The organism is Rhodanobacter koreensis (assembly GCF_054782855.1).
The window spans coordinates 658,735-680,336 of record NZ_BAAGRR010000012.1 but is presented as its reverse complement, the minus strand read 5'-3'; the positions used below and the strand labels follow the sequence as shown (position 1 = coordinate 680,336).

19 protein-coding genes, 1 tRNA gene and 1 riboswitch are annotated in these 21,602 nt (G+C 63.8%); of the genes, 7 read left to right on the top strand and 13 right to left on the bottom strand.

Annotation, left to right across the window (positions count from 1 at the left end; translation table 11 throughout):
- Positions 1-274: 274 nt before the first annotated feature.
- Positions 275-553: a hypothetical protein gene (locus ACYVKM_RS16705; RefSeq protein ID WP_460878736.1), complete on the top strand. Its 279-nt coding sequence runs from the start codon at positions 275-277 to the stop codon at positions 551-553.
- Between the two features lie 354 nt (positions 554-907).
- On the opposite strand, the gene ACYVKM_RS16700 is transcribed toward ACYVKM_RS16705, so the two are convergent.
- From ACYVKM_RS16700 to ACYVKM_RS16670, 7 genes are all read right to left on the bottom strand, one after another.
- Complete coding sequence (locus ACYVKM_RS16700) at positions 908-2,464, bottom strand: DUF6538 domain-containing protein (RefSeq protein ID WP_460878735.1); 1,557 nt, start codon at positions 2,462-2,464, stop codon at positions 908-910.
- 86 nt (positions 2,465-2,550) lie between these two features.
- Positions 2,551-2,643, bottom strand: a tRNA-Ser gene (locus ACYVKM_RS16695).
- A gap of 76 nt (positions 2,644-2,719) precedes the next feature.
- The gene (gene csrA / locus ACYVKM_RS16690; RefSeq protein WP_460878734.1) at positions 2,720-2,923 is read right to left on the bottom strand and encodes a carbon storage regulator CsrA; all 204 of its coding nucleotides are present in this window, start codon (positions 2,921-2,923) and stop codon (positions 2,720-2,722) included.
- Positions 2,924-3,185: 262 nt separating this feature from the next.
- Positions 3,186-5,813 carry an alanine--tRNA ligase gene (gene alaS / locus ACYVKM_RS16685; protein WP_460878733.1) on the bottom strand — a complete coding sequence of 876 codons (2,628 nt, stop codon included), beginning with the start codon at positions 5,811-5,813 and terminating at the stop codon, positions 3,186-3,188.
- Between the two features lie 96 nt (positions 5,814-5,909).
- Positions 5,910-6,416 carry a regulatory protein RecX gene (locus ACYVKM_RS16680; protein WP_460878732.1) on the bottom strand — a complete coding sequence of 169 codons (507 nt, stop codon included), beginning with the start codon at positions 6,414-6,416 and terminating at the stop codon, positions 5,910-5,912.
- Between the two features lie 65 nt (positions 6,417-6,481).
- On the bottom strand, positions 6,482-7,519 hold the full coding sequence (recA, locus tag ACYVKM_RS16675) for a recombinase RecA (RefSeq protein ID WP_460878731.1): 1,038 nt from the start codon (positions 7,517-7,519) through the stop codon (positions 6,482-6,484).
- A 136-nt stretch (positions 7,520-7,655) separates the two neighbouring features.
- Positions 7,656-8,165, bottom strand: a complete 510-nt coding sequence (locus ACYVKM_RS16670; protein WP_460878730.1) for a CinA family protein — start codon at positions 8,163-8,165, stop codon at positions 7,656-7,658.
- A gap of 89 nt (positions 8,166-8,254) precedes the next feature.
- Here ACYVKM_RS16670 and mutS point away from each other — a divergent pair, with 89 nt between their 5' ends.
- On the top strand, positions 8,255-10,831 hold the full coding sequence (mutS, locus tag ACYVKM_RS16665; RefSeq protein ID WP_460878729.1) for a DNA mismatch repair protein MutS: 2,577 nt from the start codon (positions 8,255-8,257) through the stop codon (positions 10,829-10,831).
- A gap of 70 nt (positions 10,832-10,901) precedes the next feature.
- Here the strand turns inward: mutS and ACYVKM_RS16660 are convergent, their stop codons facing one another.
- Entirely contained in the window at positions 10,902-11,771 is an 870-nt protein-coding gene (locus ACYVKM_RS16660; protein WP_460878728.1) for an alpha/beta hydrolase, read from the bottom strand.
- A gap of 278 nt (positions 11,772-12,049) precedes the next feature.
- Complete coding sequence (locus tag ACYVKM_RS16655; protein ID WP_460878727.1) at positions 12,050-12,409, bottom strand: hypothetical protein; 360 nt, start codon at positions 12,407-12,409, stop codon at positions 12,050-12,052.
- Between the two features lie 406 nt (positions 12,410-12,815).
- On the opposite strand from ACYVKM_RS16655, the gene ACYVKM_RS16650 reads away from it, so the two are divergent.
- Positions 12,816-14,258, top strand: a complete 1,443-nt coding sequence (locus ACYVKM_RS16650; protein WP_460878726.1) for a catalase — start codon at positions 12,816-12,818, stop codon at positions 14,256-14,258.
- Between the two features lie 63 nt (positions 14,259-14,321).
- On the opposite strand, the gene ACYVKM_RS16645 is transcribed toward ACYVKM_RS16650, so the two are convergent.
- Both ACYVKM_RS16645 and ACYVKM_RS16640 read right to left on the bottom strand, forming a co-directional pair.
- On the bottom strand, positions 14,322-14,882 hold the full coding sequence (locus tag ACYVKM_RS16645) for a response regulator (protein ID WP_460878725.1): 561 nt from the start codon (positions 14,880-14,882) through the stop codon (positions 14,322-14,324).
- 97 nt (positions 14,883-14,979) lie between these two features.
- Positions 14,980-15,372 carry an RNA-binding S4 domain-containing protein gene (locus tag ACYVKM_RS16640; protein WP_460878724.1) on the bottom strand — a complete coding sequence of 131 codons (393 nt, stop codon included), beginning with the start codon at positions 15,370-15,372 and terminating at the stop codon, positions 14,980-14,982.
- 45 nt (positions 15,373-15,417) lie between these two features.
- Here ACYVKM_RS16640 and ACYVKM_RS16635 point away from each other — a divergent pair, with 45 nt between their 5' ends.
- Positions 15,418-15,699 carry a hypothetical protein gene (locus ACYVKM_RS16635; protein ID WP_460878723.1) on the top strand — a complete coding sequence of 94 codons (282 nt, stop codon included), beginning with the start codon at positions 15,418-15,420 and terminating at the stop codon, positions 15,697-15,699.
- A 21-nt stretch (positions 15,700-15,720) separates the two neighbouring features.
- Here ACYVKM_RS16635 and ACYVKM_RS16630 read toward each other — a convergent pair whose 3' ends face one another.
- Positions 15,721-16,311 carry a response regulator gene (locus tag ACYVKM_RS16630; protein ID WP_460878722.1) on the bottom strand — a complete coding sequence of 197 codons (591 nt, stop codon included), beginning with the start codon at positions 16,309-16,311 and terminating at the stop codon, positions 15,721-15,723.
- A gap of 77 nt (positions 16,312-16,388) precedes the next feature.
- Positions 16,389-17,279 carry an AEC family transporter gene (locus ACYVKM_RS16625; RefSeq protein WP_460878931.1) on the bottom strand — a complete coding sequence of 297 codons (891 nt, stop codon included), beginning with the start codon at positions 17,277-17,279 and terminating at the stop codon, positions 16,389-16,391.
- Between the two features lie 139 nt (positions 17,280-17,418).
- On the opposite strand from ACYVKM_RS16625, the gene ACYVKM_RS16620 reads away from it, so the two are divergent.
- The 3 genes from ACYVKM_RS16620 (at position 17,419) to pnuC (ending at position 21,516) form a co-directional block, all read left to right on the top strand.
- Positions 17,419-18,552: a phosphotransferase enzyme family protein gene (locus ACYVKM_RS16620; RefSeq protein WP_460878721.1), complete on the top strand. Its 1,134-nt coding sequence runs from the start codon at positions 17,419-17,421 to the stop codon at positions 18,550-18,552.
- Positions 18,553-18,585: 33 nt separating this feature from the next.
- Positions 18,586-18,682, top strand: a riboswitch (TPP riboswitch).
- Positions 18,683-18,739: 57 nt separating this feature from the next.
- Positions 18,740-20,926, top strand: a complete 2,187-nt coding sequence (locus ACYVKM_RS16615) for a TonB-dependent siderophore receptor (RefSeq protein WP_460878720.1) — start codon at positions 18,740-18,742, stop codon at positions 20,924-20,926.
- 17 nt (positions 20,927-20,943) lie between these two features.
- A complete protein-coding gene (pnuC, locus tag ACYVKM_RS16610; protein ID WP_460878719.1) occupies positions 20,944-21,516 on the top strand; it encodes a nicotinamide riboside transporter PnuC in 573 nt (190 codons plus the stop codon).
- Positions 21,517-21,602 lie beyond the last annotated feature (86 nt).

Here is a 21,602-nt window from a genome sequence, read left to right as displayed (position 1 = left end):
CGCCCCCACGCGAACATCCAAGCAGACGGCCAAATACTGTCAAGGCTGCCGAGAACACCTATCGGTGCGTTCTGAGATGCGCGTCAAATTGCGATAGCTTGACGATCTTGGTGTTGCTCTTAGCTTGGGAGGCAACGCATAGGCGTTGCCTTTGCTCTCAGCGGCGTATTGGCACAATACATAGACGCGCTCTGTGCCTTCGATTTGGACGTCTATTTGCTTCGGCTTGACAGGTCCGGGACTTCGACTAGGGTGCGCCCAACCGGAGACCCCTATGAACACCTACCCTTACCTGATCACCCCACACGAGCCGACCAAGAAGCAGCTATGGCTGGCTGCGTTCACCTCTTTGCTTTGCCACATGAAACCGGAAGATGCGGTGAGAGAGGCGGACATTGCCCTCAACCTTTGCGATACACGCTGGGAAGAGCCTCACTGGGTTCAATGCTGGCAATATGCACACAACTACCCCGTGGGGCATGGCTTTGGACAAGCCACTCATGGCCAGAAAGAAGACGGCGGGCAGGTGCACGATGGCCTTTTGCCACCATAACTGAAAACAGTTATGGCTTTCTTCGGGGGCGCCTCACGTTTGATCCAGCACCTTGCACAACACTCAGGCGTTGCGCCAGTAGTTGCTCAAGAAGCGATATTTGTTGCGAGATCAACGTCGCCCCATCCGGCCACATATCTCCCAGTTCGCCCAGCACGCCTGTAAGTCTTGGGATATCGGCAGTTGTTGTAGAACTTAGTGCAAGCCTCATAACAAGGAGTGAGGGTGACTTTTGCTGATTGGGCTGACCGCTCCCTGCCGACAACGATGCTTTGGCCTTCCTTACAAGACTTTCAACTTGTTGGATCGTCACTTGCCGCTCCTTGAACTCAATAAGGGCCGAAACCCCCGAAATCACCTCAGTTGATGTTTGATCCCACTTAGATTGAGACCCCAACCCAAACCTGGTGCCACCATTTCGCGCATGTCCCTCGGCCCATACAGTCCTGAATACGTCTCCACGTGCTCTTCGTCGAGGTCATGTCCCACGTAAGCGCACCGCCACTCCAAGGGCACCCTGGCCGTCTTCATCGTCTGGATCGCGGTTTTTCGCAGGCTGTGAAACCCGTGCTTGCCCTTCGCGGGCTTCGTGATGCCCACCGCTTTGATGTGCCGTCCATAGGCCTTTGAAAGCCAGTCCCCCTGACCATTCACCGACCCCAACTTGATCTTGGGGAACAGTCTTTTTTCGCCCTGCTGCCTGAGTCGCTCTACCCGCTCTAACAAGCCCAAGGCGATCAGATCGGGATGGATCGGAATGGTTCGCAGACTGGGCTCATTCTTGACGCTCTGCCCTTCCCCCTCATCCGTGATCGTCAGGCAGGGCACGCCCTCCACCACAGTGAAGTCTGCCAACGCCAACTGCCCCACTTCTGAAACGCGCGCGCCAGTGTAGAGGCCAATGACAGCGCCCCAGCGTGCCCCCTCACTGAGCTGGGCGAGGGCTTCAGGCGCATAGAGCGCCTGGATTTCTTCCACGGTGAACGCTTTGAACCCAAACGCCTTGCGCCGCTTCTTTTCTTGCTTGCGAAAAACGACGTGCCCCATGGCGGGATTTTCATCTCTCGCAAATCGCGGGTAAGCGCCCGCCTGCATCGCCCAGGCGAAAAAGCCACGAAGGTAAGAGCATTTGTTGACGAGCGTGGGCGTCGCCAAGCCACTGCTGCGCAGAGCCTCGATCCACGCGTGCACATCGTCCCGCTGCACCTCGTGCAGCATCTTCTTGATGCCCACGTGCCGGACAAATCCGTTGATCGCCGCGGCCTTGATGATCAGCGTCTTTTTCAACGTGTCCGTTTCGATGCTTTTGAGCCACTGATCCGCCGCCTTGCCGATCGCGCGCGGGCGAGCCGGCGCAGCTGGGCCAGCCGACGCAGCCGACGCGGACAGCGACTGAGCCAGCGAGGCGCCCAGCGTTTCCATCACACCGGCCAACGACTGCATGTCCGGGGCCGGCGCAGGGACGACCAGCGGAGGGAGGGGCGCCTGAGTGAGCCAGGCCGGTGGCTTCTTGGCTTCGCGGATCGCTTCGATCAGCCGCTCGTGATCAGCCTGGTCAGTGGCCTCAAACCGCATGGAGCCATCCGGGTGGATCTCACAGCCGTAATCAACAAGCTCGTTACCAGCGCCCGTTCGCAGGACCACTGGACGTTTCCGGACCGGTTGTTCCGGCGGATCCTTGGCGCGTCGTTCCCTGACCATCGAGATTCCCCCATCCCGTGCCTGAGCGAAGATTTCAGCATAGCGGGCACCCAGGATGTAAGCCCACCAACGTGCCAGCGTGGGATCTCGGGTGCGAAGGGACTTTTTGATGTATCGCAGGCCCAGAATGGGCCTCAGATCCCGCGGTACTGTCACGCGGAAATGCCACATCCCTGAAGGGTGGCGCTGCAAGTGGTGCGCAAGTCGCATGTTGGTATTGCCCCAACAGACTTGGCCAAGCGCCACTTTTTCTCAGACCACAAAAAAGCCCTTAAAAAAGGGCTTTCGTGTGTATCTGGCGGAGAGAGAGGGATTCGAACCCTCGATAAGGCTTTTGACCCTATACTCCCTTAGCAGGGGAGCCCCTTCGGCCACTCGGGCATCTCTCCGGGTACTTTCCCGCATTGCTGCGGAGCCGGCAAGGATACTGACCGGCGAGGTCAAGGTAAAGTCCTCGATGCGTGATCAGTGCTCGGCCGAACCTTCCGGCGAGCTATCGCCTTCGTTTTCGCCCTTGATTCGCTGGTAGATTTCTTCGCGATGGACGGCAACCGTCTTGGGCGCATTGATACCGATACGCACCTGATTGCCCTTCACGCCCAGAACGGTAACGGTCACCTCGTCGCCGATCATCAGGGTCTCACCGACCCTGCGGGTCAGAATCAACATGATTTCCTACTCCATTAATGCTGTTGGTCACAGGCCTGCAGATTGACGGCGCCTCACCCCTGAGCCCATCCATCCGCAGTTCGACGATTGATCCGCCGAAGGCCCTACCGCCTTCCCGGCTCACAGCCAAAACACCTCCTGAGCGTCCTGACTGGCGATGCCACCGCGTACCGGCGGCGTCGACACTCCGTCGATACTAACTGAGCCTGATTACCCCGCGCAATGCGCCTGGGCCGGGACAAATAGCCTATGCAGGCTGCGTTCACTGAGTGGAAATCCAGTCCGGCAATGCCGCCAGTACAGCTGGCAGGTTGGGTGCATCTGAACCACCGCCCTGGGCCATGTCGGGCCGGCCACCGCCCTTGCCGTCGATCTGTGCGGCGACATGCGCCACCACGCTGCCCGCCTTGACCCGGCCCAGCGCATTGCCGTGCACGCCGGCGATCAGCGAGACGCGGCCATCCGCCGCACCGGCCAGCAGGATCACGCAGTTGCCAAGCTGCTGCTTGAGCTGGTCCACGCTGTCGCGCAGCGACTTGGCGTCGAGTCCTTCCAGGCGCGCGGCAACCACCTTGATACCGCCGACATCCTTCGCGCTGCCGGCCAGATCGGCGGTAGCGGAACCGGCCGCCTTGCTGCGCAACGAGTCCAGTTCGCGCTCGAGCTTTTTCTGACGATCGAACAGCTGGCGCAATTTTTCCACCGCATCGTCCCCGCTGCTGGAAAGCAGCTGGGAGAGCTCGCCCAGACGACGTTCTTCATCGGCCACGTACGCAAGCGCGCCTGCGCCGGTGACCGCCTCGATGCGACGCACGCCGGATGCCACGCCGGCTTCGCTGGCGATCTTGAACAGGCCGATGTCGCCGGTACGGTCGACGTGGGTACCGCCACACAATTCCGTGGAAAAATCACCCATTTTCAGCACACGCACTTCGTCGCCGTATTTCTCGCCGAACAACGCCATCGCGCCGAATTCAATCGCCTGGTCGTAACCCATGTTGTGCACTTCGGCGGCCGCATTGCGGCGCACCTCGGCATTGACCCTCGCCTCGACCCGGCTCAACTCGTCGTGACTCATCGGCTTGTGATGCGAGAAATCGAAGCGCAGACGCTCCGGCGCAACCAACGAACCTTTCTGCGTGACGTGATCGCCCAGCACCTCGCGCAATGCCGCGTGCAACAGATGCGTCGCCGAATGATTGAGCACGATCGCCTGGCGCCGTGAAGCATCCACGCGGGCCTCGACGACATCGCCTGTACGCAACGGCTGCGTGCCCTGCCAGCGGCCGGCATGACCGAAGAACACGCCGCCCATTTTCAGCGTATCGGCTACCTCGAAATGACCGGCACCGTTGCACAATTCGCCGGTATCACCGACCTGGCCGCCGGACTCGGCATAGAACGGCGTCCTGTCGAGGATCACCAGCCCTTCCTCGCCTTCCCCAAGCTGATCGATCTGCTTGCCGCCACGCACGATGCCAAGCACCTTGCTGCCCTGGGCCTGCAATGCCTCGTATCCGAGGAAGGCCGTGGGCTTGAGCTGGCTGGCCAGTTCGGCCGGCATCTGGCCCTTCGCTTCGAAACGGCCGGCGGCGCGGGCGCGTTCGCGCTGCCCACTCATCGCCTGCTCGAAGCCGGCCATATCCACCTCGAGACCGCGCTCGCGCGCGATGTCGGCGGTAAGGTCCACCGGAAAGCCGTAGGTGTCGTACAGACGAAACGCATCGATGCCCGGAATGGTCTTGCCCGACTTCGCTGCCACCTCGTCGAACAGCCGCATGCCGTGCTCCAGCGTCTCGCCGAAGCGCTGCTCCTCGGTGCGCAGCGCATCTTCCACGAACGCCTGCTTGGCCGGCAGTTCGGGATAGGCTTCGCCCATTTCCTCGACCAGCGGCTGCACCATTTTCCAGAAGAAGTCGCCGCGCACCCCAAGCATCCAGCCATGCCGCAGGGCACGACGGATGATTCGGCGCAGCACGTAGCCGCGCCCCTCGTTGGACGGCAGCACGCCATCGACGATCAGGAACGCGCAGGCACGGATGTGATCGGCGATCACGCGCAGCGACTTGTTCGCCAGATCCTTCGTGTGGGTGAGCTCGCCGGCCACGCGGATCAGGTGTGCAAACAGGTCGATCTCGTAGTTGGAGTGCACGTGCTGCAACACCGCCGCGAGACGCTCCAGGCCCATGCCAGTGTCCACGCACGGTGCAGGCAGCGGCGACAGCGTGCCATCCGGCGCACGGTCGAACTGCATGAATACCAGGTTCCAGATCTCGATATAGCGGTCGCCGTCCTCGTCCGGGGAGCCGGGTGGACCACCGGCGATCTCGGCCCCGTGGTCGAAGAAGATCTCGGTGCACGGACCGCAAGGGCCGGTATCCGCCATCTGCCAGAAATTGTCGGAGGCGAACGGCGCGCCCTTGTTGTCGCCGATGCGCACGATGCGCTCGGCCGGCACCCCGACTTCCTTGTTCCAGATGTCGAACGCCTCGTCGTCGGTGTGATAGACGGTGACCCACAGCTTGTCGGCCGGCAATTTGAATACGCCAGTCAGCAGTTCCCATGCGTAGATGATCGCGTCGCGCTTGAAGTAATCACCGAACGACCAGTTGCCGAGCATCTCGAAGAACGTGTGATGGCGTGCGGTATAGCCCACCGCATCCAGGTCATTGTGCTTGCCGCCGGCACGCAGGCAGCGCTGCACGTCGGCCGCCCGCACATAGCCCGGCTTCTCGCTGCCGAGGAACACGTTCTTGAACTGCACCATGCCCGAGTTGGTGAACAACAGGGTCGGGTCGCTCGCCGGCACCAGCGAACTGGACGGCACGATGGTGTGGCCCTTGGAGCGGAAATAATCGAGGAAGGTCGAGCGAATTTCGGCCGTTTTCATACGGATAGGTGTCATGCGAATCGTGGCAAAGGGCGACAGAGGCCACGCCATGGGCGCCCCGCGATCATTCCATCCATCATCCCGGGATGATGGATTTCAGGAGCCATCGTCGGCAGCGTCGTCCACTTCGGCGTGGGTAACACTCCGTACTGTGGCGGCCGGAAAGCCGCGGCGCAAGAGGAATTGCGCCCGGCGGTTGCGTTCGGCGTGATCCGCGGTAGCCGCGCTACCGTAGCGGCGACGCAACTGGGCAGCGGCGGCGGCGTCCCAGTCGACCCCGGCGGCATCGAGCAATTCGCGGACGCGGGCATCGGCCAGCCCGTGGCTTTTCAGCTCGACGCGCACACGCATGGGGCCGTAGCCCTGCGCAACCCGGCTGCGCAGCAGTACTTCGGCAAACCGGTCGTCGTCCTGGTAGTGCTGCTCGCCCAGGCGATCCACCGCGGCGCCGGCTTCCTCAGTCTCATAACCGCCCTGGCGAAGCTTGGTCTTCAGTTCGCGCCGTGAATGTTCGCGGCGGGCAAGCAGGCCCAACGCCTTGTCGTAAGCGCTGCGCTTCGGCTTGGCCGGGTCATTTTTGCCGGGTGGGCGTTTCATGGTCATGCAAACGGACATGGCCCGGGCGAGCCGGGCCATGTTTCCTGCAACAGAGCGCTAACGGTCACGAATCACGCTTCCTCGAGCGCCTCTTCCGGTGCTGCCGCAGCAGGCTTGCCGACCTGCACCAGCAGGCGTTCGCGCAACTGCTTGTCGATCTCGTTGGCGATCGCCGGGTTGTCACGCAGGAACTGGCGCACGTTCTCCTTGCCCTGGCCGATGCGGTCGCCGTTGTAGCTGTACCAGGCACCGGACTTGTCGATCAGGTTCTGCGCCACGCCCAGCTCGATGATCTCGCCTTCGCGCGAGGTGCCTTCGCCGTACAGGATCTCGAACTCGCACTGGCGGAACGGCGGCGCCACCTTGTTCTTGACCACCTTGACACGGGTTTCCGAGCCGATGATCTCCTCACCCTTCTTGACCGCGCCGATGCGGCGGATGTCCAGGCGCACCGAGGCATAGAACTTCAGCGCGTTGCCGCCGGTGGTGGTTTCCGGGCTGCCGAACATCACGCCGATCTTCATGCGGATCTGGTTGATGAAGATCACCAGGGTGCCGGACTTCTTGATGTTGGCGGTGAGCTTGCGCAGCGCCTGGCTCATCAGACGGGCATGCAGACCGACGTGGGAGTCGCCCATCTCGCCTTCGATTTCCGCCTTCGGGGTCAGCGCGGCGACCGAGTCGACCACGACCATGTCGACCGCGCCCGAACGCACCAGCATGTCGGCGATTTCCAGCGCCTGCTCGCCCGTATCCGGCTGCGACACCAGCAGGTCATCGACCTTGACGCCCAGTTTTTCCGCATAGGTCGGGTCGAGCGCATGCTCGGCGTCGATGAACGCGGCGGTGCCGCCGGCGCGCTGGCAACTGGCGATCGCCTGCAGGGTCATGGTGGTCTTGCCGGACGATTCCGGACCGTAGATCTCGACCACGCGGCCACGCGGCAGGCCACCGACTCCGAGCGCGATATCCAGCCCGAGCGAGCCGGTGGAGACCGTTTCGATCGCCTCGTTGACGCGATCGCCCATGCGCATGATCGCGCCCTTGCCGAACTGCTTTTCGATCTGGCCGAGGGCGGAAGTAAGTGCCTTGCGCTTGTTGTCATCCATCGTCTTGTATCCGGTTGGGCTGTGAATGGGTTGCATGATGCCCGGATCGGGTCTCACGGGCTGCGATCAAAGGGGATCGGCTGCCATGCGGCCAGTATCCCATACCGGTCAAGCCGGTCTGGCAGACGGTGGCGCCTCACTCGGTCAGGGTTTTCCGCAACCCGATGAGCGCCGCCGCCACCGTCTGCCGCCGCACGGCTTCCCGATCGCCCGGAAAATGGAACATCCGCGCGTGCCCGTAACCGCCGCGACGCTTCCAGCCGACCCACACCGTACCGACCGGCTTGTCCGGCGTACCTCCCGACGGCCCGGCAATGCCGGTTACCGCCACCGCCACGCCGGCGCCAAAACGTGCCAGCGCACCGGAAACCATTTCCAGCACGGTTTCTTCGCTGACCGCACCGGTGTGTTCCAGCGTGCGTGGATTGACCCCGAGCAACGCCTCCTTGGCTTCGTAGCTGTAGGTCACCACACCGGCGTCGAACCAGGCCGAGCTGCCCGGCAGATCGGTCAGCGTCTTGGCCAGCCAGCCCCCTGTGCAGGATTCGGCCGTGACCAGCATCAACCGGCACCGTTGCACCTCGGTCGCGACCTCGGCAGCAAGTGCCAGCAACTCGGCATCGGTAGGAACGGACGACAACTCCATGCGAGACTCCCGGACTTGAATGCACCTTGCGCCCCGCGCAAGGGCACCGTTCTACCTGTTCCGGACAACCACGCCAAGACCTGCATTGCATGAGCCAAGACGATCTCGCACAGCACACGCCGTTCATGCGCCAATACCTTTCGGCCAAAGCCGAGCATCCAGAGGTGTTGCTGTTCTTCCGCATGGGCGACTTCTACGAGTTGTTCTATGACGATGCACGCAAGGCGGCGCGGCTGCTCGACATCACCCTGACCCAGCGCGGGCAGTCGGCCGGCGCGCCGATCCCGATGGCCGGCGTGCCGTATCACGCGGCGGAAAACTACCTTGCGCGACTGGTGCGCTTGGGTGAATCGGTGGCGATCTGCGAACAGATCGGCGATCCGGCACTGGCCAAGGGCATCGTCGAACGCAAGGTGGTGCGCATCGTCACGCCCGGCACGGTGACCGATGCGGCGCTGCTGGAGGAGCGTCGCGACAACCTGCTGCTGGCGATTGCTGCCGCTACGAACGGTGCTTACGGTCTCGCCTGGGTCGACCTGTCCAGCGGCCGCTTTCTGCTCAGCGAAGTGCCGCATGCTGAAGCGCTGGCGGCCGAACTGGCCCGGTTGCAGCCCGCCGAGACCCTGGTCGACGAAAGTGTCGTCTGGCCGAAACTCGTCAGCAGCCTGCCGGGCCTGCGCAAGCGGCCACCGTGGCACTTCGACAGCGACGCGGCGAAGCGTGAGCTCAACCGCTTCTTCGGCACCCGCGACCTCGGCGGCTTCGGCGTGGACAACCTGCCGCTCGCCACCGCCGCGGCCGGCTGCCTGCTTGGCTATGTCGAGGAAACCCAGAAAAGTGCGCTGCCACACCTCACCGGCATGGCGGTGGAAAGCGCCAGCGAGACGATTGCGCTGGACGCCGCGACGCGGCGCAACCTGGAGCTGGACACGCATCCCAGCGGCCGCACCGAACACACCCTGCTCGGCGTGCTCGACGAGACGGTGACACCGATGGGCGCACGCCTGCTGCGCCGCTGGCTGAATCGCCCGCTGCGTTCACGCGAGCTGCTGCGCCAGCGTCATCAGGCGATCGGCACGCTGATCGACAGTCGCCGCTACGACTCGTTGCGCGAACAGCTGCGCGGCATCGGCGACCTGGAGCGCATCCTCGCCCGCGTGGCGCTGCGCTCGGCACGACCGCGTGATCTGTCCACTCTGCGCGACGGCCTCGCCGCGGCGCCGATGTTGCGCGAACAGATCTCCGCGCTGGACAGCCCGTTGCTGCACACCCTGGTCGAGCGCATCGGCGATCACGCCGACAGCGCCGCCCTGCTCGCCGGTGCCATCGTGGTGCAGCCACCGGTGCTGCAGCGCGACGGCGGCGTGGTCGCCGACGGCTACGACGCCGAACTCGACGAGCTGCGCCGCCTGTCCACTCACGCCGACCAGTACCTGGTCGAGCTGGAGGAGCGCGAGAAGGCTGCCAGCGGTATCAGCACGCTCAAGGTGGGTTACAACCGCGTGCACGGTTACTACATCGAGATCACCAAGGCGCAGTCGGACAAGGCACCCACGCACTACACGCGCCGACAAACCACCAAGAACGCCGAGCGCTACATCACCGAGGAATTGAAGACCTTCGAGGACAAGGTGTTGTCGGCGAAGGAGCGCTCCCTGATGCGCGAGCGCGCGCTGTACGAGGCGCTGCTCGACACGCTCACCGAAAAACTCGAACCACTGAAGACAGCCGCCGCCGCGATGGCGGAGCTCGATGTGCTCGCCACCCTGGCCGAGCGCGCCGAGGCGCTGGACTGGACCGCCCCGGAACTCACCGACGAACCCGGCATCGCGATAGAGCGCGGCAGGCATCCGGTGGTGGAGAAAGTGCGCGACGAACCGTTCGAGCCGAACGACCTCGCTCTTGATGACTCACGCCGCATGCTGGTCATCACCGGCCCGAACATGGGCGGCAAGTCCACCTACATGCGGCAGAACGCGCTGATCGTGCTGCTTGCGCATGTCGGCAGTTATGTGCCGGCGAGCCGTGCGGTGATCGGCCCGATCGACCGCATCTTCACCCGCATCGGCGCCGGCGACGATCTTTCACGCGGCCAGTCCACCTTCATGGTGGAGATGAGCGAGACGGCGAACATCCTGCACAACGCGACCGAGCACAGCCTGGTGCTGATGGACGAGGTCGGCCGCGGCACCAGCACCTACGATGGCCTGTCGCTGGCACGCGCCGCCGCCGTGCATCTGGCGCGCAACAGCCGTGCCTATACGTTGTTCGCGACGCACTACTTCGAACTGACCGAGCTGGCTGGCGAGTATCCGACCATCGAAAACGTGCACCTGGACGCTGTGGAATATGGCGAACAACTGGTGTTCATGCATGCGGTGAAGGATGGCCCAGCCAACCGTAGCTTCGGCCTGCAGGTGGCGGCACTGGCCGGCCTGCCGAAGTCGGTGATCGCCGACGCGCGACGCACGCTGGCGGAGCTGGAGCGTGGCATGCACAACCATGCATCGACTGCCAAGACTGCAGCCGAAACCTCTCCGCAGCTTGGTCTGTTCGCACCGGCGCAACCCTCGGCAGTGGAGCACGCACTGGACGCGATCGATCCGGATGCGCTGACTCCGCGCGAAGCACTGGAAGCGCTGTACCGGCTGAAGTCGCTGCCCTGAGTTCACCTGCTGTTTTGGAGTGCTGCTGCCTTCGGCTGGGTAACGACAAGGACAGGCTCCTGGAAGCCCCCTACGACGATGTGGCGTGCCCTGCATCGCTCGGCGCGCCTTTCTCGTGCGCATGGATGAACGCCAGCACGTCGTCCAGCGTCGGCGCGTGCTCGCGCAGCGGTCGCGACATCGAAAACAGCAACCCCATGTGGCCGATGTCGGGATAAAGCTTCAGGCTTACATCCTCGTGCCGGGCCTTCATCGCCAGCGCCAGCGACTTGCTGTTCGACGGTGCGACTTCGTGATCCGCCGTTCCGTGCAACAGCAGCATCGACGGCTCGGCACCATGGACGTACGACACGGGCTGCGCCCGTCGCTGCTCGGCCGGAGTCCTGCCGAACATGCCGATCATGTCCTTTTCCTTCCTGGCGATCGGCACGAAGTCGTAGACGCCCGCCAGCCCGATGAAGCCGGCCAGATCGCCTGACTTCACGCCATCGGCCTTGAGCCATGCGGGATCGGTCGCAAGCAGCGCGGCGATCTGACCGCCCGACGAATGGCCCATGACAAAGATGTCGCGTGCATCGCCACCGATCTGCCTGGCGTGATCGTGCGTCCATGCCACCGCGTGCGCGGCGTCATGCATGAACCCATCCAGCTTCACCCTGGGGTACTTGCGGTAATCCGGGATCACCGCGATCACGCCGTGCGCAGCCAGCGCGGCACCCACGAACCGGTACCACTGGCGCTTGCCGTGGGTCCAGTCCCCACCATAGAAGAAGACCACGATGGGCGCCTCTTCGGCGTTGGCGGGGCGATAGATATCCAGCGCCAGATGATGCGGGGCATCGAACACGATATTGCGTTCGGCCGTGATGCCGCGATGCTCGTCCGTCGTGTTGAGCCCGGCAAAGAGTGCGCCATGGCAACTGCCCAGCAATAACGCCATGCAAAGCACGAGCAAGGAACCGTTTGTCCGAGGTATGCGCAAACAAAACTCCGCCTTGCCGGGGTCGCGTGGTGAACATCCGGAGGGCCTGCATGCGGGACGGCACACCGACTCATTCGAACGCATCAGACCCGGGCATGGATGACACGGCTGCCGCCACATCCATGCGTCGAGCTGATGGAAAGCATTCGGCCACCATAACGAAGAAGCCTCCCCGTGCAAGTACGGAGAGGCTTTCGATCAGCACATGATGCCGCGCACCAGGTGCAACACGCCGATCAATTTGTCCGCTGACGATGGATCCGCTTGCTGTTCTTGTTCTCGGACTTGTTGAGGTTGCGCTGCTCCTGCTTGGTCAGATGGCCGTTGTGCCTGGCCTCGTCGGCGCTTTCGCGCTGCGCGATATGGGAGTCATGCTTCTCGTCGCGTGCTTCCTGCTTGGCGTTGACCTGGCCATCCGCCACGCCCTTCTGGATACGGTTCTGCTGGTTGTCGAGCCGCTGATTGACCTCATTGACCCGGGGATGCCCGGGAACCGTGGTGTCGGTGGCTGCCTGCGCCATGGCGGCGCCGGAAGCGAACACGGCGGAGACCAGCAAACCCATCAAGCTGAAGCGGAACGTCGTCTTTGCATTCATGAGTAACACCCTCGTTCATGTGAATTGGCAGGATTGGACATGCATGGAGAGAACCGTGCCGGCACAGGAGAAATACGGCATCCGCCACCTTGACTGACACTCGCATGCTGAATCGTTCGCGATCGAACAGCGAGAACCCCTTCCCCCGCGCAGGTCAGACCATCGAACCGTCCGGCCAGCACGGAACAGGGAACGGCACGGCCGTGAATCGCGTTGACCAACCCTTGTGCGGCCCGGGTCTTTGTTCAGCCACGGTTGGTGCAGTCGTCGCCGTTGAGCGGGCGATCGCCATGCAGGCGCCGAACTGCCAATAGCCCATGGCTATCGAAAGCATCCACACAATCGAATTCCCTCGATGCAGCCCTGGGCGTAGCCTGCACGAGTCCCCACCGAGCAGGAACCCGCCATGAGCCACGATCGCAAGACCCTGACCACCGACGCCGGTGCGCCACTGGCCGACAACCAGAACAGCCTCACCGCGGGCCCGCGCGGCCCGCTGCTGGTGCAGGATCATCAGCTGTTCGAGAAGCACGCGCATTTCAATCGCGAGCGCATCCCCGAGCGCGTCGTGCATGCCAAGGCCTCGGCAGCGTTCGGCACCTTGACGATCACCCACGACATCACGAAGTACACCCGCGCCAAGGTATTCAAGCTGGGCACGCAGACGCCGATGCTGGCGCGCTTCTCCACCGTGGCTGGTGAACGTGGCGCGGCGGATGCCGAACGCGACGTGCGCGGCTTCGCGCTGAAGTTCTATACCGCGGAAGGCAACTGGGATCTGGTCGGCAACAACACGCCGGTATTCTTCATCCGCGACCCGTACAAGTTTCCCGATTTCATCCACACGCAGAAGCGCGATCCACGCACCAACATGCGCAACGCCACCGCGATGTGGGACTACTGGTCACTGTCGCCCGAGTCGCTGCACCAGGTCACCACCTTGATGAGCGACCGCGGGATTCCCGCGAGCCTGCGTCACATGCACGGCTTCGGCAGCCATACGTACAGCTTCTGGAATGACAAGGGCGAGCGCTACTGGGTGAAGTTCCACTTCAAGACCCAGCAAGGCATCAGGAACATCACCAACGCCGAGTCGGCCAAGCTGATCGGCGAGGATCGCGAATCACACCAGCGCGACCTGTACGAGGCGATCGAGCGCAAGGACTTCCCGAAGTGGACGCTGTACGTACAGATCATGCCGGAAGCCGACGCGGAGAAAACCTCATACAACCCGTTTGACTTGACCAAGGTGTGGCCGCACAAGGACTACCCGTTGATTGAGGTCGGCGTGATGGAACTGAACCAGAATCCGGACAATTACTTCGCCCAGGTCGAACAGTCCAGCTTCTCGCCGGCAAACGTGGTGCCCGGCATCGGCTTCTCGCCGGACAAGGTGCTGCAGTTCCGCATCTTCTCCTACGCCGATGCAGCACGTTACCGGCTCGGTGCGAATCACGATCAGCTGCCGGTGAACCAGCCGCGCTGCCCGGTGCACAACTACGCGCGTGACGGATCGATGCGCTTCGGCGACAACGGCGGCGGCCAGGTGAACTACGAGCCGAATTCGTTCGGCGGTCCGGTCGAGGATCCGTCCGTGAAAGAGCCGCCGCTGAGAATCTCCGGCGACGCCGACCGCTATGACCATCGCATCGGCAACGATGACTACACCCAACCGGGCGATCTGTTCCGCTTGATGAGCGACAGCCAGAAACAGCAGCTGTTCGACAACATCGCTGCAGCCATGCAGGGCGTGCCGGAGGAGATCGTGCGGCGCCAGCTTGGCCACTTCGGCAAGGCCGATCCGGCCTACGCGGCCGGTGTGGCGAAAGCACTGGGCATCAAGGCCTGAACCACGCGCTTGTGTGGAATACGCCGACGGTCCCGGGCGGATCGTCGGCTAAACGTCCATCGTTCAGGTGGCCAGGCTCGCCATGTTGCCCGGCTCGGTATCGTGCGACATGGCCTGTGCAAGCATCCGTTCGAACGCGACATCGCGGGCGGCCAGGCGGCCCGAGCGGACCAGTTGGTCGATGCTGGCAGCCACATCGGAGCGGCCGAACGGCTTCCTGATGAAATCATCGGCACCGAAGCGCTGGGCGTAGAACTGCTCGGTCGCCTGCGGGTTGCCGCTGATCATCACGATCGGGATGTGCCGGGTCAGTTCGTCGTGGCGCAGTGCGCGCAACACCGCGAAACCGTTGATGCCGGGCAGCACGATGTCCAGGAAGATCAGCGACGGCAGCTCCCTGCGCGCCAGCTCGATCGCGCTCTCGCCGTCCAGCGCCTTGCTCACCGCATAGCCATCCTGGCCCAGCATCTTGCCGAGCACCGCGCAGATGGTGGGCGAATCATCGACCACCAGCATGCGGGATCCCGATGCCGTCTGCAGCCGCGAATCCGCACGCTGCCCGTCGCCACCACCAAGCAGGCGCTTGAAGAAGCCGATGCCGTTTCTCAGTGCGAGTCCGTCCATGCCAGCCTCCGCGCGGTGGGAGGTCGTGCGGTTGCGCGACCTCGTGGATTGGCGCAGATGTTCCTGCAGATCCGGCTGGCTTTCTGGGATGCACTGCTCAGCGTGCGTCTTTCATCCGGCGCAATTGATTGCGTGCGTGCTTGTCCGGGCGCCTGGCCGGACCGCTGGTACCGACCAGCTGGCGCTGCTCTCGTGCCGCCTTCCTGGCTGCCCGGCTGGCTTCGGTTTCGCCGTAAAGTGCCTGCGCGGCACTGGCCGGCCCCCGTTTGCCGGACAAGGCCAGCACATCGACTTCCAGCCGTTCCTCGCCACGGCCGATTTTCAGCCGATCGCCCACACGCAACAGCTTCGCCGGTTTGCAGCCGGCATCGTTGACGTCGATCCTGCCACCGTCGATCGCCTGCTTGGCGAGGCTGCGCGTCTTGAAGAAACGCGCGGCCCACAGCCACACGTCGACACGCAGTTCAGCCGGTTCATGAGGATCATGCATGGATGGCATTATCGCGTTGTCGCATTCCCAAACGGAAACCGGGCGATGCACTGGAACACCATCGGCTCGTTCGCCAGCATCCTTTGCGTGTTCATGGCGGGTTGTCTGCTTGGCCGTGCCGGCGCAACGCAGGCTTCGGTCCGCCATGCCCGCGCCGCATGGAAACCGAATCCCGCCATCAGCGATGCCGACATCGAAGCCGGGATACGTGCCGGACGGAAGATCGAGGCCATCAAGCTCTATCGCCAGCGTGATGGCAGCGGACCGAAGGAAGCCGGGCAGGCTGTCGATGTCATGAGCGCCGGCATCGGAACCATGCGCACCTGAGAACCCGGCGCAATCGATGACTCAGGAAGGCTCGCCGGACGGCATGATCAGGTCATGCGGGTCCGGCATCGCGATATCCGGAATCGCTGCGTGTTCGGCCTCGGTATGCTCGGGCTCGGCCGGCAGCATCTCTTCCGCGGCTCGCTCGCGCACCACCAGCCGGCCGCTTTCCGTCAGGTGCCGGATTCGAGCGAACACCTCGCCGCGGCCGAACGGCTTCTTCATGAAATCGTCGGCACCGAAGCGCTGCACATAGAACTGCTCGGTCGCCTGCAGGTTGCCGCTGATCATCACGATCGGAATGTCGCGGGTCAGCGGGTCGTGGCGCAGTGCGCGCAACACGGCAAAGCCATTCATGCCCGGCAACACGATATCCAGAAAGATCAGGTCAGGCAGCTCCTTGCGGGCCATTTCGATCGCGGTCTCGCCATCCGGCGCCTTGAACACCACATGGCTGTCCTGGTTCAGCATCTTGCCGAGCACGGCGCGGATCGTGGCCGAGTCATCCACCACCAGCACCCGTGCCTCCCTGGGTACTCCGCTGCGCAGCGTGGCGCGGCGTTCGGCAGGATCGCCTCCGAAGATTCGCCTGATCAGTTCAAAACCTGCCATGACAGGCTCCCCTACCCGTTCATGAGATGCCGTTTAGTCTCGGCGCAGTGACGCCCCGGCGCAAGCTGGCAGGGTCCCTATCCCAGCCACAGGTTGCCCAACGGTATCGTCAACAGCGACAGCACGATGCCGCCACCCAGCACGGTATTGGCCAGAGTCGGCTCCAGCTCGTACTCGTCGGCAAGGATCGCCGCCGAGACCATCGGCGCCATCGCCGCCTGCAGCACGCCGACGGTAAGCACCAGGCCATGCACACCGGCCACCATGCCCAGCACCCAGCACAGCAGTGGCGCCAGCAGCAGTTTCCAGCCCAGCCCCCAACCGACCGCGCCCAGCTGGCGGTTGCCGGGATGGAACTTGAACTGCAGTCCGACCGAGAACAGCGCCAGCGGCGTCAGGGTGACGCCGATCGGCGCAAACACGCCATCCAGCGATGCTGGCCAACCGCCCCATGCACCGGCCACGATACCGACGATCAACGCGAGAAAGGCCGGAAACGTCACGATGCGTCGCAGGATCCGTACCGGCTCCGGCGTGCGCCCCGCGTACAGCGAGGCGACCACGATGCCTGCCGAGGCAAGGATCGGAAAGCAGCCGAGCTGATCCGCCACCACCGCCAGCGCCAGCCCCGGCTGGCCATGCAATGCCTGCATCAGCGGATAGCCCATGAACGAGGTATTGCCGAGGCCGCAGACCAGGATCAGCGCGCCCGTACGCTGCCGGGACCAGCCCAGCCGCGGCCCAAGCAGGCCGAACAGCAGCCACGCGCCACCGAAGGTGAGCCATATCGCCGCCACCGGAAACCATAGCTGCGGGTCGAACTTCACCCGGGGGATCAATTCCAGCACCAGCGCCGGCAGCGCCACGTTGATCACCCACCAGTTGATGCCCGGCACGATGCCGGCCGGCGGCTTCGCAAAGCGCGTCACCAGCATGCCCAGGATCAGGCAGACGAACAGCAGCAACATCGCACTCATCAGGCGCCGGCACATCTGCAGGGGGAGACGCCAACCATTAGACGCGATGCCGCTGCTGTCCGAAAGCGGCGGCATGACCCTTTCAGCGATAATCGAAGGCTTGCTGTCAGCCAAGGCGCTCTGCCTGCCCATGAACGACATTCCCCATCTCGCGCACGGATTGGCCGGCGACGAGACCCCGCCGGACTGGCCCGCACTGACGGCTGCCGAGGTCGACACGCTGCTGCGCCGCTATCCGCAACTCGGCCCGCCGATCCGGATCGACTGGCACAGCCCGCGCCCGCTGTCGGCTGCCTGTCTGGTCGAAACTACGCACGAGACCGTCTTCATCAAGCGCCATCACCACAGCGTGCGTTCGGTCGCCACACTTGCCGAGGAGCATCGCCTTATCGCGCACCTGCGCGCCCACGGCCTGCCGGTACCGATGGTGTTGCGGGATGCGCAAGGGCAAACCGCGGTGGCGATCGGCGACTGGAGCTACGAGGTACACGAGCGTGCCGCCGGCATCGACCTGTACCGCGAGGCGATCTCATGGTCGCCGCTGCCGAACCGTGAACACGCGCTCAGCGCAGGGCGCATGCTGGCCACACTGCATGACGCCGCCGAGGACTACCACGCTGCCCAGCGCGATACCCATATCCTGGTCGCCCGCAGCGAGCTGATCACCTCATCCGATCCGATCGCCATGCTGCAGGCGCAACTGCCGCAACGACCGGGCCTTGCCGATTACCTGCGCGATCGCGACTGGCAAACCGAGCTCGCCGAACTGTTCGCGCCCTGGCATGCCGCGCAGCCACGCCTGGCGAAACAGCCACGATTGTGGACACACGGCGACTGGCATGTCTCCAACCTGTGTTGGAGCGACGGCCATGCGGACGCGCGCATCACCGCCGTACTCGACTTCGGCCTGGCCGCCGCCAACTTCGCCCTGTTCGATCTCGCCACCGCTATCGAGCGCAATGCGATCGCCTGGCTCGCCCTGCAAACCGGCGATGCCGCCGTGCACCTCGATATCGCCCATGCGCTGATCGAAGGCTATCGACAGCAGCGCCCGCTGGATGCCGCAGATATCCATCTCCTTGCCGATCTTCTGCCATTGGTGCACCTGGATTTCGCGCTGTCCGAAGTCGAGTATTTCCACAGCATCACCCGCTCGCGCGCGAACGCCGACGTGGCTTACGACATCTTCCTGCTCGGCCATTCGGCATGGTTCACCATGCCACCGGGACAGGCCTTGCTGCAGGTCGTCCGCGATGTCGCCTGATCCGGTCAATGGCCATTCGTGGTTAAATAAGCGTTCTTGAAGCGGGGGTGCCCGGTATTTGCCGGGCTGAGAGAGTCCCTTGGAACCTGATCCGGTCAGTACCGGCGTAGGGAGCTTGCTGATCCAGCACGTCCGTCCGGACGTCCGGGTCGCCGTCGCTTCGTCCGCACTACAGAAGACGATGACGATGGCTTCACTCCGCACTCCCCTCGCCCGCACTCCCCCGATCCTTGCCCTGCTGTCGGTGATGACGCTCGCCCATGCGCAGGACGATGCCGCATCCCGGCAGCAGGCTACACCACTGGCGCCGGTGCACGTGCATGCGGACAGCAGCAAGGGCTATCACACCGACAGCACGGACCTCGGCGGCCTGGGCAACACGTCACTACACGACACGCCAGCCGCGATCACGGTGATCACCCACGACCAGCTCGACGATCGCCAGCCGCGCACGCTGAGCGAACTGGCGCATGCCGACGCCGCACTCGGCGACAACTACGCGCCGGTCGGCTACTACCAGGACATCGCGATCCGCGGCTTCGCGCTGGATCTGGCCAGCGGCTTCCGCTTCAACGATCTCAGCATGGCCGGCGAGCAGTACATGACGCTGGAAGACAAGCAGCAGGTGGAAATCCTCAAGGGTTTGGCCGGCCTGGAAGCCGGTGTGGTCGCTCCCGGCGGCCTCGTCAATTACGTCAGCAAGCGCCCGGCCGATGTGCACACGATCACCGTCGGCACCGATTCGGAAGGTTCACGCTACGAGGCACTCGATGTTGGCGCGTGGCTGACACCTGACTTCGGTGTGCGCGTGAACGCGGCGCACGAAGACATGAACTCCTACGTGCAGCACGCCGATGGCCGACGCAATTTCGTGTCACTGGCAACCGACTGGAAGATCAGCTCCAACGCCACGCTGCAGCTGGATACCGATTACCAGACCAGCGGACAACGCTCGGTCTCCGGTTACCAGTTGCTCGGCGGCACGGTGATTCCACCCGACCCCAGCCGCACCCGCATGCTCGGCTTCGAGCCGTGGCAGCAGCCGGTCGGTATCCACGCCAGCAACAGCACGTTGCGCTTCAACTACCAGTTCGATGACAACTGGCAGGCGCAGGTATCGGCCGGCCACAGTCACGTGGTGATCGATGACAACGTCGCCTTTGCCTACGGCTGCTTCTATTCGCCCGACTGCGCCAGCGGCGCCACGCCGGGCTGGTTCTTCGCGCCGAACGGCGACTACGACGTCTACGACTACCGCAGCCCCGACGACAACCGACAGAACGACGAACTGCGCGCGGTACTCAAGGGCACCTTCGACACCGGTGCACTCACGCATGAGCTCAGCGTCGGCGCCAGCACGTTCCGTCGCACGCTCAACCAGCGCCCGTATGTCTACGACTACGTAGGCACCGCCAATATCGATGAGGTCGATCCACCGTACTTCGCGCCGTCGCCGAACCAGCCCGGTCCGTCGGCACGCCGGCTGGACAGCTGGCAGCGCTCGCTGTTCGCGCTCGATCGCGTGCATCTTGGCTCGCAGTGGCAAGTGCTCGCTGGCGGCCGTTATGTAGAACTCAATGAGAGCGCCTTCGACGACAGCGGCATACTCCAGCGCCACACCGTGGAGAACAAGCTGCTGCCGCAGGCCGCGGTGCTGTGGCAGCCGACTGCCGCGCTGACGGCATATGTCAGCTACAGCGAAAGCCTGTCGCTGGGCGGCGAAGCGCCGTACTGGGCGTCCAACGGCAACGACGTGCTGGCGCCACTGCTGGCGCGCCAGGTCGAAGCCGGTGTCAAGTACGAGTGGAGCGACGCACTGAGCCTGCAGGCCGCGCTGTACCGTATCCATCAGCCGTACCAGTTCGCGCAACCGGACAACACCCCGGAAGGCTTCACCTTCGTGCAGCAGGGCAACGAAGTGCATACCGGGCTGGAACTCAACGCGGCCGGCCAGTTGAGCGACAATCTGCGCCTCACCGCCAGCGCCAACCTGATCCAGGCCCGCGCCGAGGACACCGGCATACCCAGCTACGAAGGCCACCAGATCGTCAACGTGCCGCGCCTGCGCACGTCGGTGTACGTGGATTACCGCCTGCCGTTCGCGGCCAACCTCAGCCTGCTGGGTGGCTGGCGCTACAGCAGCTCCAACCCCGCCACGCCGAACGGGCTGGTGAGCGTGCCGGCCTATAACGTGTTCGATACCGGCCTGCGCTACGTCACCTCGTGGAACGGCCACGCGTTGACCTGGCGCCTCAACATCGACAACGTGTTCAACCATTTCTACTGGCGCGACACCGGCACCTCCGGCGGGGACAGCTATCTGTTCCCAGGTGCGCCGCGACTGGCGCGGCTCTCGCTGACCTACGCGTTCTGACATGAGCCGATCCTGACATGAGCCTGATAGAACTCATCGCCGCGCTGCTCAGCGCCTGGGGCGTCTGGCTCACCGCCAAGCGCCGGCCGTGGTGCTGGCCGGTGGGACTGGTGTCGGTGCTGGTCTACACCTGGGTATTCGTCGACGCCAAGCTGTATTCCGATGCGCTGCTGCAACTGGCCTTCGCCATCCTGATCGTCTACGGCTGGGTGCGCTGGTTGCAGCACATGGGCGGCGACGGCCGCGTGCAGGTGGCGCCCCTGCCGCACCAGCAAGCTGTACTGCATATCGTGCTCGGCACGATCGGCGCGCTCGCGCTGGGTTTCGCCATGCACCGCTGGACCGACGCCGCCCTGCCCTGGCTGGATGCGGCACTCACTGCCTTCAGCCTGGTCGCCCAGTGGTGGCAGGCGCGCCGGCATATCGCCGCGTGGTGGCTGTGGATCGTGGTCGACGTGATCTACGTGGGTGAATACGTCTACAAATCGCTGCTGATCACATCGGTGCTGTATGCCGGCTTCATCGTGCTGGCAGTGATTGGCCTGCGCAGCTGGCAGCGGGCGCAGCGCCTACAGACGACGGGAACCTAGCCGGGTAGCAGAGAGTTTGAACGGATCCGATCCATACAGATCCCAGCCGCTTTTTTATTGCACGGCGTCGGCGCAGAATGACCTTC

Excerpts from the sequence above, each read along its gene's own strand:
- ACYVKM_RS16705 (WP_460878736.1), top strand. The coding sequence starts at position 275 with ATGAACACCTACCCTTACCTGATCACCCCACACGAGCCGACCAAGAAG.
- ACYVKM_RS16700 (WP_460878735.1), bottom strand. The coding sequence starts at position 2,464 with ATGCGACTTGCGCACCACTTGCAGCGCCACCCTTCAGGGATGTGGCAT.
- csrA (WP_460878734.1), bottom strand. The coding sequence starts at position 2,923 with ATGTTGATTCTGACCCGCAGGGTCGGTGAGACCCTGATGATCGGCGAC.
- alaS (WP_460878733.1), bottom strand. The coding sequence starts at position 5,813 with ATGAAAACGGCCGAAATTCGCTCGACCTTCCTCGATTATTTCCGCTCC.
- ACYVKM_RS16680 (WP_460878732.1), bottom strand. The coding sequence starts at position 6,416 with ATGACCATGAAACGCCCACCCGGCAAAAATGACCCGGCCAAGCCGAAG.
- recA (WP_460878731.1), bottom strand. The coding sequence starts at position 7,519 with ATGGATGACAACAAGCGCAAGGCACTTACTTCCGCCCTCGGCCAGATC.
- ACYVKM_RS16670 (WP_460878730.1), bottom strand. The coding sequence starts at position 8,165 with ATGGAGTTGTCGTCCGTTCCTACCGATGCCGAGTTGCTGGCACTTGCT.
- mutS (WP_460878729.1), top strand. The coding sequence starts at position 8,255 with ATGAGCCAAGACGATCTCGCACAGCACACGCCGTTCATGCGCCAATAC.
- ACYVKM_RS16660 (WP_460878728.1), bottom strand. The coding sequence starts at position 11,771 with ATGGCGTTATTGCTGGGCAGTTGCCATGGCGCACTCTTTGCCGGGCTC.
- ACYVKM_RS16655 (WP_460878727.1), bottom strand. The coding sequence starts at position 12,409 with ATGAATGCAAAGACGACGTTCCGCTTCAGCTTGATGGGTTTGCTGGTC.
- ACYVKM_RS16650 (WP_460878726.1), top strand. The coding sequence starts at position 12,816 with ATGAGCCACGATCGCAAGACCCTGACCACCGACGCCGGTGCGCCACTG.
- ACYVKM_RS16645 (WP_460878725.1), bottom strand. The coding sequence starts at position 14,882 with ATGGACGGACTCGCACTGAGAAACGGCATCGGCTTCTTCAAGCGCCTG.
- ACYVKM_RS16640 (WP_460878724.1), bottom strand. The coding sequence starts at position 15,372 with ATGCATGATCCTCATGAACCGGCTGAACTGCGTGTCGACGTGTGGCTG.
- ACYVKM_RS16635 (WP_460878723.1), top strand. The coding sequence starts at position 15,418 with ATGCACTGGAACACCATCGGCTCGTTCGCCAGCATCCTTTGCGTGTTC.
- ACYVKM_RS16630 (WP_460878722.1), bottom strand. The coding sequence starts at position 16,311 with ATGGCAGGTTTTGAACTGATCAGGCGAATCTTCGGAGGCGATCCTGCC.
- ACYVKM_RS16625 (WP_460878931.1), bottom strand. The coding sequence starts at position 17,279 with ATGTTGCTGCTGTTCGTCTGCCTGATCCTGGGCATGCTGGTGACGCGC.
- ACYVKM_RS16620 (WP_460878721.1), top strand. The coding sequence starts at position 17,419 with ATGAACGACATTCCCCATCTCGCGCACGGATTGGCCGGCGACGAGACC.
- ACYVKM_RS16615 (WP_460878720.1), top strand. The coding sequence starts at position 18,740 with ATGGCTTCACTCCGCACTCCCCTCGCCCGCACTCCCCCGATCCTTGCC.
- pnuC (WP_460878719.1), top strand. The coding sequence starts at position 20,944 with ATGAGCCTGATAGAACTCATCGCCGCGCTGCTCAGCGCCTGGGGCGTC.